Consider the following 11967-nt stretch of genomic DNA (forward strand, 5'->3'; position numbering starts at 1 on the left):
ATCAATCACATCCATTTTAGCAGCACAATTGGCTCATGTGTTAAGTTTAGCATGAATGAAGCTGATGAACAAATCGGTAATTAGGGGAATAACAACTCAGACTTTGGGATGACACCAAGCTAAAAGAACCGGTTCAACCTTAATTTTTGTCGTTATTTGTGAATTGCCCCAAGGCGTTAGATTGATTGTCACGCGCCTTATTTAATTAAGAGATGAGAACGGAAATATTGAATGATGCATCATCCCCGACAACTGAGGTATGATGATAAGTAACAGAAATAATTTCGAAATAAAGTGGCAATCCCAGAATTGAATTGAATAAATCTGTGGTTGTGGTAGTCAACTTAACGCAGCGACAACTGCATCAAAAAATGATAGACGATTTAGTAAAGAAAGAAGTGTCGTTAACATGCAATACGCGATCGGCAATCTAATTAAAGAGGCACGAAAGGAGATGGGATTAACCCAACTTGAAGCTAGTCAAGGTATTTGTAGTCAAGCGATGCTATCTTCAATTGAACGCGCTAAATATATACCCAATGCGCAGTTGTTAATGCTACTGTGCCAACGCCTCCAGCTTGATTTAAACGACATTAGTTTAGCGACTAATTATCATGTGAGTCATCAAAAAGTTATCAATGAGACGCTCAATAGGTTGTGTCAGACACACCAGTACAGTCAGTTGCGTTCTTTCTTAGAACGTTCTAGTACGATCACTAATATTGGGGTCGCGGTACAAGAGCAAGCTTACGATTATTACTTAGGCGTTGCGCAAGTGAACACTGGTGACCTTAAGCAAGGTATTCAAAGCCTCAAACTCGCAGTGGCCGATCAGAAACGTAAGCAAAGTTTGAGTGCTTTATCGCGTTTATGCCTAATTGCGTTGGCTTATGCTTATTCTCAGAACAAGCAGTTTAAACAAGCCGCTGAATATTGCCAACTTGCCGAGTATCAAATTAGTGCCGCTTTTTATGAAGAGAACTTAAATATAATCGGTTATCTGGCCGCCTTAATTGCTTATGAACAGCAACACTATCTGGATGTGGTTAAGATTGTTACCGCGAATATTAATTACATTAGCGAGCATAATTCGCATTACATGCTAGCAAATTGCTACTACTTACTGGTAAAAGCGGCTGATAAATCACATCAGGCTAATTTGATTGATGAGGCGCAAACGCGGCAGCAAGTTTTTGCCGATTTATTTTCTGAGCAAATACATCGTTTAGATTGATGGTTAAATTTAAATATAAGAACTCTTATTTTTGTTTGTCGGCGATTCTCCATATACTAATGCCATACCATTAAGGAGGATTCAAGTTATGAACAAAATATTATTTTCAAACGTTGCGCTAGCACAGACAACTTTAGCTGCTGTGCACCAGATTTTAGATGATCCACAAGCATTACTGCGGTGGGTACCAGATGTCAAGACAGTTACTAGAGCAGCTGATAGTTTCAACGTCAGTCGTTCGTCTTCAGCACTGAATGATCAAGAGAACATCCGCGTTGAACGATCGGAGAATAAAGTTCGCTATATCAGTACGGGTGGTCGCTTGAGCTATCAACTACTTTTTACACTCACTGCTGAAAATGGCCGCGTGGCAATTCAAGAGGATTTGCTCGTTGATGAAACAGCCAACCGCCATTTTCCTTTGCGCTTGCTAGCGCCCATTGCCAAACAGGCCTTCAATGAGAACTTAAACCGTCTTGTTGGCTTAATTGAAACAGCCGTCTGAGCCTATAATCGGCTTGAGCGTATTCAGGCGGCGTGAATTCACGTCGGATAGAAGTATGTTTAAAAATAAGGTGGCAGTTAATATTGTCGTTAATTAGCTTAAAGTCAGTCAGTATAGTTTGTGCTGGAATCGGGAAAAAATCCCGGTTCCTTTTTTATTGATTCCATGGGCGGTGAACTTGAATCTCAGTGTCACTTAAGCTACCTTTTGCTGACATTGTCAGCCATGATTGGGCTGTACTTTTAGAAATGTGAAATGGCGCTATGTATAATGTTTGCATCTGTTTCAGTCAACCCGGTATAGTTATTAAACAGGGAAGATTTCTCCAGTTGTTCATAAGATAAGGTTATTGAGAGATGAGAAGTGGTCTATTACTGAAAAGAGGGGACTTGTATGGACAGTAAACGAGACGGAAGAACTGAAAAGTTAGGATTCACGGCTTTAACCGCGATGGTTGTTGGTTCAATGGTTGGTGCGGGAATTTTTATGTTGCCTCGCCGCTTCGCCGAAACCACCGGTGTTTATGGTGCAGTTTTGACATGGGTAATTGCTGGCGCAGGGATGTTGATGCTTGCCTTTGTTTTTCAAACATTGGCTGTTCGTAAACCGACACTTGATGCCGGTGTATTTGCGTACGCCAAAGCCGGCTTTGGTGATTATATCGGGTTTATAGCGGCAATCGGCTTTTGGGCGAGTGCTTGTGCGGGCAACGTGACTTACTTAGTATTAATCAAGTCAACCTTAGGATCGGTCATTCCCGCGTTGGGTGAAGGAGATACGCTGATTGCGCTCATCGCATCATCAGTTGTCATCTGGGCTTTTGTTGGCTTGATATTACGCGGTGTCAAGCAAGCCGCCACTATTAATACGATCGCGACAGTTGCTAAATTAATACCGATTGTCGTATTTGTACTCGTGGCGATTTTTGCATTTAATCCTGATGTCTTGATCAATAATCTGATGGGAACGACTACTGGCACAAGTGAAACGCTATTTTCACAACTTAGGGCCACCATGTTAATTACAGTATTTGTTTTTCTAGGAATTGAAGGTGCCAGTATATACTCGCGCTATGCTAAGAGCCGTCGAGATGTTGGACGAGCAACCGTCTTAGGCTTTCTGTCGGTGTTGTCATTATTCGCGCTGGTAACTTTGTTAGGTTATGGGATTTTGCCACGAGCAGAATTAGCCAATCTGCGGCAGCCATCTTTAGCGGGTGTTTTGGAGCATGTTGTTGGTTCGTGGGGCAGTCTCTTGATTAGTGTTGGCTTAATTATCTCTGTCCTTGGCGCGTATCTTGCTTGGACGTTAATGGCGGCAGAAGTATTATCGACAGCAGCTAAGAAAGGCGACATGCCTAAGTTTATCAATCAAGTCTCAAACAAGGGCGTGCCCAAAAACGCACTGTTGATGTCGGCGATGCTAACACAAATTATTCTGCTGGCAACTTACGCCGCAGACGGTGCGCTCGATTTTGCCTTAGATTTAACTGGTGCCTTAGCCCTATTGCCGTTTTTCCTAACAGCACTCTACGCTGTTAAAATTGCCATAACTCGCGACGGCTATTTACAGGTACCAGTCAAGAAGAGGCGCCATGAGTTAGTGATAGCTAGTGTAGCGCTAATATACACAGCATTTCTAATTTATGCCGCTGGTTTGGAATTCCTGTTACTTTCTTGTCTCTTATTAGCGCCGGCAACACTATTCTTTATGCACGCGCGCCGAGAGCGACACGTTAAAATGTTTAAGACTTATGAAAAAGTGATTCTAATCGTTCTTGTCAGCGGTGCACTATTAGCAATTGTCGGCCTAGCAACAGGTCGGATTACAATTTAAGGAGGATCTGCAAATGGCAAACACAACAAATAATTTCGGAGTTTATTCTGAGGTTGGTCAATTACGGCGCGTGCTGGTCTGCGCGCCAGGGTTGGCCCATGAGCGCTTGACACCTTCGAACAGTCACGATTTATTATTTGACGATTTACCTTGGGTTGAGCAGGCACAACGAGATCATCACGAATTCGTTGCGGAGATGACAACTCGTGGTATTGAGGTGTTGGAGCTGCATGCCTTGTTGGCGGAAACACTAGCAGTTCCCAATGCCAAAGATTGGTTACTTGACCGCAAAATCACGGCCAATGAGGTCGGTCTTGGACTTGTTGCGGGTACTCGCGCTTTTCTAAACACATTAGATAATCAAACACTAGCGGATTATCTGATCGGTGGTTTATCCACCCGTGATCTTCCGACAGACTATCGAACTGATTATATTGAGTTAGCCCGTGAATCAACTGGAATTAATGAATATTTAATGCCTCCACTGCCCAATACACTATATACGCGTGACACCACCTGCTGGATTAATAACGGTATGACCTATAACGCCTTGTATTGGCCGGCGCGGCATGATGAAACGTTGCTGATGAAAGCAATTTATAGTTTCCACCCGCTATTTGCCAAAGCTGCAATTAATACTTGGTGGGGTGATCCTGATGTTAACTGGGGACAGGCAACGCTTGAAGGCGGTGACGTGATGCCAATCGGCAATGGCACCGTTCTAATCGGGATGAGTGAACGCACCTCCAGACAAGCAATTACTCAAGTTGCGAGTTCATTATTTAAGGCACATGCTGCCAGTCGCGTGATTGTCGCTGGCATGCCTAAACTACGAGCAGCGATGCATCTTGATACCGTCTTTACATTTGCCGACTGTGACATTGTAACGGTTTATCCTGAAATAGTTGATCAAATTCACACATTTTCAATCTATCCAGAAGATGATACCGGAAAGGTTAAAGTGGTTAAGGAAAAGCAACCATTTCTGGAAGTAGTGGCCAACGCTTTGAAGCTGAAGCAGTTTCAAGTTATCGAAACACCAGGTAGTTTAGCAGCAAGCGAACGGCAACAGTGGGATAGTGGCAATAATGTGGTGGCGCTGAAACCTGGAGTTGTCATGGCTTATGATCGCAATACACAAATCAACGGTGCATTACGTGATGCAGGAATTGAAGTCGTTCCAATTGCTGGCGCGGAATTAGGTCGCGGTCGCGGTGGCGGCCATTGTATGACTTGCCCGCTTTTACGAGATGCCGTTGCTTATTAAATTATTTATTTATGAAAAAGGTTGAAAATCGCTCACGTCAGTTTTTGGCAGACTGCTGTGGACTATTCAAAAATTGATCGGTGTGATTCAGCACTAATGCGTTATTCTCTGATTATGACTTGTTGATACCGGTACGACCTACACAGATCATTGATGTGAATCGTTGAACCTCAAAGAAGTAGCTCTCTGCCTAGAGGGCTACTTCTTTGAGTTACACTAATATTAGATCTGTACATCGGTCATAAAACCGTGTTGATTTGCATAACTGAATCTAATACAACTTATTTATTTAATCATATGGCTAAGTACTTTAATCGGATTATCAGAATATGGACAGACTAACAAATTTAACGGAATTTACGATGTTCATAGCCCTGCTAATAATAATTGGGTATCAGGGCCAGCAAGGGTAGGCACATCAGATAAGATATTCGAATTTAACCTTTTGTTCCTGTTTCATATAATCAAAAAGTTTCACTGAACGGAATTTAAAAGCGGTATATATTTATTTAGAGAATCAATTATTCAAGGCACTAATAAAATCGCCAGAAGTGGCGGCCAGTTTTTGAAGTGCCTGTTCAGCACTCAAACCAAATTTAAGCATTAATATAGACTGCGCAATATTACCATTCGCTGCGATAAGAGTGTTGCTGGCATTTTCAGAAGTGACACCGACAATATTTTGAATAATTTTAATTGCACGTTTATTAAGTTTGTTATTGGTTGGTTGAACCATAATCATATAGTGATCATATACATACCCGACTCGAATCATAATTCCTGTTGAAAGTGCATTAAGAACCATTTTTTGTGCAGTTCCCGCCTTCATTCTTGTTGACCCATCAATAACCTCGTTTCCAACGATAGGGTTAATACCAATTTGGGCTATACTTTTTAGTTTGCTGTTTTGGTGGCAAGATATCCCAATTGTTAATGCATCTAATTTATTCCCATATTTAAGTGCAGAAACTGTGTATGGTGTATTACCGCTAGCCGTAATACCAATTAAAATATCGTTTTTCGAGAGGCGTATATCTTTTAAATCTCTTATTGCTGCATCAATGGAGTCTTCGGCACCTTCGATTGCCTCAAACATAGATTGTTTTCCTCCCGCCATCACAGCAAATGCACGTTTTGGATCGACGCCATATGTAGGCGTTAATTCTATTGCGTCTAATGCACCTAGGCGACCAGAGGTACCTGCTCCACAATAGATGAGACGCCCCCCCTTTTTTAAAGCGATCAGATGCTTTATCAATTGCAAGGGCAATTTGTGGTAATTCAGGTTGAATAGCTAACGGTACTTCTTTGTCTTCATTATTAATCAAGGTTGCAATTTCTAAAGAAGAGTATGTTTCTAAGTGCTGCTTGTTGAATACAGTCATATTATTTTTCCTTCCCTAATTTATTTACCGCATCGGTTAAAAGAATAATCTTTTCATCCAAGTCATTGTCAAGGGAATGCTGAAGACTTCCAAGATAGAGAAGATTTGACACAACCATTGACGATGCAATTGAAGTGATTGCGCCAACTCGGTACAAAGATTCACTGTCTGAAACAAGTAATAGTTTATCGACTTTGTCTGATAATTCGGAACTATTATTTTTAGTAACAATAATGACCTTTGCTTGATTTTTTTTAGCAATCTCTATTGCGAGCAATATCTCCTTTGTTAAACCGCTAAAGCTAAAAGCGATGATAACATCTTTTCTTCCAACGTAGTACATCATCTCAATATTCATCTGTGAATCAAAGTTATAAAAGCATTTTTTTCCGGAGCGATTCAATTTATGGTAAAGGTCATAAGCAGGTAAGGAGGAGCCGCCAATGCCTAGACAATAAATATGTTCGGCTTCAGTAATCATTTTGATGCTGTCTGCTAGTTCGTGAGTGCTGAGTGTTTCGTTAAGATCATCAATTGTGTTTTTCATTAGAGAGCTTACTTTTTTTAGCATTAACGATACAGAATCATCTTTTGAAACAATAGGATCAATTGCGATGTTATTATCTTGATCAAGTTGTGCAATACATAATTTCAGACTTTCAAAACCAGATAAATCTAGTACTTTTGCAAAACGAACAACGGTTGCTGAGGATGTATTGGTTCTATCCCCAAGCTCTTGTGATGTCATGTTTAGTAGTGAGTTCGGTTTTGTCAAAATGTAATCGGCAATTTTTTTATTTGATTTTGAAAAGTCACTATAGTTTGTTCGGATACGTGTAAGAATGTTCATTATTTCACCCCTGTAATTAAAGTTGAAGACTATAATTTTGAGTCTATTAAAGATGTTTGATGCTTACTAACTTATAGTACCATACATTTAGCTGAAAAATGAAGCGATATTTCATAATAAATTAAATAAAAATAATTATTGAAATATAAATTCTTTAGTGTTACTCTTAACGAGGAATGAAAGCGGAATCAAAAAATCTAATTAAAAGGAGTGGTAGTATTGTTTAAATCTATGAACGAGTGGATGAATAATAAAATTATACCCACTATGGGGAAGTTCTCCAATAATTCGTTTGTCAAGTCAATGCAAACTGGTATGACAGCACCAATGATTGCCACAGTTGTAGGGTCAATATTTACTATTATGGCGGTTCCTCCAGTCTCAGCAACTTCTAAGAATGCATTTGTTATTGCTTGGCGCGAATGGTCAGTAGCAAATGCAAGTTGGTTAAATTTGGGAATCGCATTGACAATTAATGCGGTTGCGTTGTACGCATTATTTGGATTCGTAATTGATTATTCAATTCAAAAGAAGGCAAAACCAGTTAATATGGTCGTTTTGTCAAAAATTATTTTTCTTTCGTTGTGTGCGACCCTTAACAAAGGACTGTTAACTCTTGATAATATAGGATCTAAGGGGCTTTTCTCTGCAATTATTATCGGTTGGTTAACTGTCAATTGTGGTCAATGGCTGCTTGATCACGGCGTTAAGATTAAATTACCAGCGACGGTGCCTCCTAATGTTGCTGAGCCAATTCAAGCGTTATTCATGAATATTATCATGATTGGTGGAACGTATGTAGTAGTTGTCATACTTGGACATTTTAACTTAGTATTGCCAAACATGATTAATGGAATTTTTGCACCATTATTTACAGCTGGTGATTCATTCTGGGCGGTTATTATTAGCTTCTTCTTCATTCGGGTACTTTGGTTCTTTGGCTTACATGGTGGTAACATCGGAGGCGCGATTTTGTCACCATTTTTAACTCAAACGATGGTTGAGAATATTTCAGCATACGCAAAAGGACAAACCCCACCACACATTTTTACCTTAGTATTTCACCAGACATGGGGATCCATGGGAATGCTTGCAATTTGTATTGCTTTAATGATTTTTTGCAGGTCAAAACAATTGCGTGCAATTTCTGCGATTGGTTTGGTTCCGGCACTTTTCAATATTGGTGAACCTATTACCTTCGGCTTACCATTGGTCCTAAACTTCAATATTGTAATTCCGTATTTAATTATTTTCCCGCTTGATGGTGGTGCGGCATGGCTAGCTACTAAAATGGGGTTAATGGCGCGGACGTTTATTAATGTTCCTTCTACTGTTCCAGCTATCTTTAAAGTGTTTCTCTCAAACTTAGATTGGAGATCAGTTGTTGTATACCTTGTTCTTCTGGTTATTGATGTTATTATATTTGCACCTTTCTTAAAGAGTTACGATAAACGTCTTTTAGCAGATGAAAAATTAGAAGCAGTAAAATTGAACAGAAAAGATGCCGGTATATAGGTATAAGAAGGATTTGGCGATATTAATATGATATTTTTATTCACTAAGCTCATCTTAATAATAATGCTGAGCTATCAATTAATAAAACTCATACATCTGATTTCAATTTCTAAAGGTATGACTTTTAGTGTTGATTTTGTGTCGAAATTTGAGTTAAGTACAGTTTTTGCCCTTATTGTATTTGCAATTTTTAGTCGAACGGTACCGAACACAGAATATTTTCAAATTATAATTAATCTTGCGATTACGTTAATCGTGTATCTTGAGTTTAAACGATTGATTCTAGTCGGAGAAAATGAAATTTTGCTTCGAGGACACCTTATAAAAATTGATGAGATTTATGGTTATGTCGTGGAGTTTGTACGCTTAACGGTTGAAGTTAATGGTCGGAGAATTCATGTGTTGTATCCGTTAGCAACACGCTCTCAGCTGAAGAAAGTTTTTACGAACAAAAGAGTTATTAAAGGAGAAATAATATGATTGGTGTTTCGTTATATTTTACTGATTATAAATTGGATTACTTGAAAGAAGCAATTAGGCTAGGAGTTAAGGCAGTTTTTACAACAATTGTGATGCCAGAAGAAAGTTATGATGGTTCCGAATTCAAGCAAAGACTTCACGATTTTCTAGAGCTAGCAAACGAACACAATATTGAGGTAATTACTGATATTTCTGAGCGTATTTACGACAAATTAGGAATAAAATCAATTTTTGAATTGAAGAATCTTGGCTTTAGTAGTGTACGTGTTGATAGCGGTTTTGGTTCTGCAGATGAAATTAAAGAGTTGGCCGATCAATTTCAAGTTTATCTTAATGGAAGTCACCTGAAAGAGGAGACGTTAGCAAGCTATCAGTCTATCGGCACAGACATGTCACATATTTCAGTAATGCATAATTTTTATCCACGTGTCAATACCGGATTGCGTGAGGATATGTTCAACAGAGTTAATCGTATGTTTAAAAGGTATGGTTGCAGAATTGTTGCCTTTATACCTGGTGATAAGAATTTTCGTAACCCGGTATTTATGGGGTTACCAACATTGGAGAAACATCGGGGTATTAATCCGTACGCTGCGTATTTGGAACTGAAATATTTGAATGTTGATGATGTATTTATTGGTGATACCGAGGCGGATTACAATACACTGAGCTTAATTCTGAAAAGTAATGAATCTAAAGTAACTGAGTTATCTGCTTATCTATTACCCAAGTATCGTTATCTATATGATCAGGTATTAGATGTTCGCGATGATTTATCCCCAGACGTTCTTCGAATTCGCAAAATTGATAATCGTCAAATCGAACCTAACCATTTGCTCAATCGTTTAGCAGGCTCAATTACTATTGATAATAAACTAGGAAATCGATATGAGGGAGAAATTAACTTGATTAAACACGAGTTGCCAATGGAAAACAGTGTTAATGTAATCGGTCATATTGATCCAGAATTGATTTATGTCTTGGATATTTTGCCACGCAACTCACAAGTTCGACTACGGCCCTTTATCTGATAAGGAGGTAATTATTCTGCTGACTTTAATGCAAATAATTTTCATTTTGAAGAACCATTTAGGCCTGTCATAGAATACTGTTGGTCTGTGGAGAATATTGATATTTTTTAATTGCAGGGTGATTTGTTAAACCACTAAATCGCGCTGCTTTTTTTGAGGACGCAAATTGTATTACTAGTTGATTTGAGAGTCATCGAGTGCTGGATTTATAAATTAAGATTTGAAGTAGGTGATAACTATATTAACCAACGCTGTGTATTTTTTTATCGTGTTAGTTGCCAATACAATTGGTGCGATATCTGGCATGGGTGGAGGGGTCATTATTAAACCGTTGATGGATGCTGTCGCTCAGAGCCCATTAAGCGCAATTAATTTTTATTCAAGTATCGCAGTGTTCACGATGTCAATCGTATCAACATATAAACAGATACGAAATGGTATTTCGGTGAAATGGATGGGAATTTCTGTCTTATCAGCTGGTTCCGTACTTGGTGGGTTAATCGGGGATAAGCTTTTTACTATATTACTTCAAAGTATAGGAGAGCATGGTACGAATCTGATCCAAATAGTTATCGTTATTATAAGTTTGATAGTGGCACTAATCTTTGTTTTCCCAAGTCATCTAAGACTAACCCAAGCGATGCGTTACATTATGTTAACTGTTAGCGGAATTTTTCTTGGTTGTTTATCAACATTGTTAGGAATTGGTGGCGGTCCAATCAATATGGCCATATTAATTTTTGTATTTAGTATGCCACCAAAAACAGCGACGGCTTATTCAATCGCAACAATCATTTTTTCACAGTTTGGAAAAATAGTTGTTTCTATTCAGCATTTGAGCAGTCTCCATATTCAAATAGATGCATTGCCATTTATTTTAGTTGCGGCAGTTTTTGGGGGATATCTTGGTGCACTATTGAATAAGCGCATACAATCCAAAACGATTCTTATTATTTATAGAATAGTTGTTGTATTTGTCATTTTGCTAAATATCTGGAACGGGATAAGAATAATTTAATGTGCCCATTTAATGGTCACAACTATGTAAGCATTCTATCACAAGTTGGTTCTCATCAACCCATTTAAAGACTTTTAACATAGATCTAGAAGTGTTACCTAAACCTACAGACTGCAGGTAAGATAACGCTTTTTTTGCTTTGATTCTTTATTGTAGTCCCAGAAATGAGTACAAAAAGACCGGTTCCTTAGGATAAAGAATCGGCAGTGGTTATAAAGCTTAGACGAAAAAATTGCTGATTGTCACGGTACTTCTTAATCAAATGACGATCTTTTAATTCCGTTAGCAGTAATTAAAATTTGGATGGGGATATCATATGTTTCAACCGGCCACTCATTCGTAGCAAATACCATTGACTGTGGTACAAGTGAAACGGTTGTTCCAGAATATGTTTCTAAGAAACGGTCATAGTAACCGCCACCAAAACCAACTCGGTAATGACGATCGACAGTAAAAGCAATCCCCGGAACGACGATTAGGTCAACCTTCTGATTAATCAATTGTTTATTTAACGCCGGTTCTAATAAGCCAAATTTGCTTTTAATTAGTTGTTCTTGACTCTCAAAAGGTAAGAACACCATTTGCCGTTTCGGCATTACTTTAGGAAGATAGACTTGCTTATCATCCGACTGAGCTTGTTCGATGATTGACGCGGTTGGGAATTCTATCGGACCGTTGATCACAGTAGCAATCGTCTTTGCCTGTTGCCATTCGGTCGTGGAGAATAGGTTCGTTAAAATCCGCTCGACTTCCTGTTGCTGAGCGTTGACAGGATCAAATTTAAGTCGAGCAAGTTGTTTTTGTCTAAAGCTTTGTTTATCCATGGGTAATCTTCTTCCTTAAATT

Annotated in this window: 9 protein-coding genes and 1 pseudogene; 7 read left to right on the top strand and 3 right to left on the bottom strand. The window is 38.9% G+C overall.

Annotated elements, in window-relative coordinates; genetic code table 11:
* The first annotated feature begins 409 nt into the window (after positions 1-409).
* The 4 genes from EKM65_RS03000 to EKM65_RS03015 all read left to right on the top strand — a co-directional run bounded on the left by EKM65_RS03000 (position 410) and on the right by EKM65_RS03015 (position 4842).
* A complete protein-coding gene (locus tag EKM65_RS03000; protein WP_125605364.1) occupies positions 410-1234 on the top strand; it encodes a helix-turn-helix transcriptional regulator in 825 nt (274 codons plus the stop codon).
* 88 nt (positions 1235-1322) lie between these two features.
* Positions 1323-1739, top strand: coding sequence for an SRPBCC family protein (locus EKM65_RS03005; RefSeq protein ID WP_225420381.1), 417 nt, complete (start codon positions 1323-1325; stop codon positions 1737-1739).
* Positions 1740-2132: 393 nt separating this feature from the next.
* Complete coding sequence (locus tag EKM65_RS03010) at positions 2133-3575, top strand: basic amino acid/polyamine antiporter (protein WP_125605366.1); 1443 nt, start codon at positions 2133-2135, stop codon at positions 3573-3575.
* 13 nt (positions 3576-3588) lie between these two features.
* Positions 3589-4842 carry an arginine deiminase gene (locus EKM65_RS03015; protein ID WP_125605368.1) on the top strand — a complete coding sequence of 418 codons (1254 nt, stop codon included), beginning with the start codon at positions 3589-3591 and terminating at the stop codon, positions 4840-4842.
* Between the two features lie 517 nt (positions 4843-5359).
* Here the strand turns inward: EKM65_RS03015 and murQ are convergent.
* Positions 5360-6227: pseudogene (gene murQ, locus EKM65_RS03020) on the bottom strand (N-acetylmuramic acid 6-phosphate etherase).
* A gap of 1 nt (position 6228) precedes the next feature.
* The gene (locus EKM65_RS03025; protein ID WP_125605370.1) at positions 6229-7077 is read right to left on the bottom strand and encodes a MurR/RpiR family transcriptional regulator; all 849 of its coding nucleotides are present in this window, start codon (positions 7075-7077) and stop codon (positions 6229-6231) included.
* A gap of 219 nt (positions 7078-7296) precedes the next feature.
* On the opposite strand from EKM65_RS03025, the gene EKM65_RS03030 reads away from it, so the two are divergent.
* From EKM65_RS03030 to EKM65_RS03040, 3 genes are all read left to right on the top strand, one after another.
* Positions 7297-8592: a PTS sugar transporter subunit IIC gene (locus EKM65_RS03030; RefSeq protein ID WP_125605372.1), complete on the top strand. Its 1296-nt coding sequence runs from the start codon at positions 7297-7299 to the stop codon at positions 8590-8592.
* A 476-nt stretch (positions 8593-9068) separates the two neighbouring features.
* Entirely contained in the window at positions 9069-10103 is a 1035-nt protein-coding gene (locus EKM65_RS03035; protein ID WP_125605374.1) for a MupG family TIM beta-alpha barrel fold protein, read from the top strand.
* 268 nt (positions 10104-10371) lie between these two features.
* Positions 10372-11121: a sulfite exporter TauE/SafE family protein gene (locus EKM65_RS03040; RefSeq protein ID WP_125605375.1), complete on the top strand. Its 750-nt coding sequence runs from the start codon at positions 10372-10374 to the stop codon at positions 11119-11121.
* Between the two features lie 254 nt (positions 11122-11375).
* Here the strand turns inward: EKM65_RS03040 and EKM65_RS03045 are convergent, their stop codons facing one another.
* Positions 11376-11945 (bottom strand): 5-formyltetrahydrofolate cyclo-ligase, encoded by a 570-nt coding sequence (locus tag EKM65_RS03045; protein ID WP_125605377.1) that lies wholly within the window; start codon positions 11943-11945, stop codon positions 11376-11378.
* Positions 11946-11967 lie beyond the last annotated feature (22 nt).

The organism is Lapidilactobacillus bayanensis, from assembly GCF_003946695.1.
GTDB classification, from domain to species: domain Bacteria; phylum Bacillota; class Bacilli; order Lactobacillales; family Lactobacillaceae; genus Lapidilactobacillus; species Lapidilactobacillus bayanensis.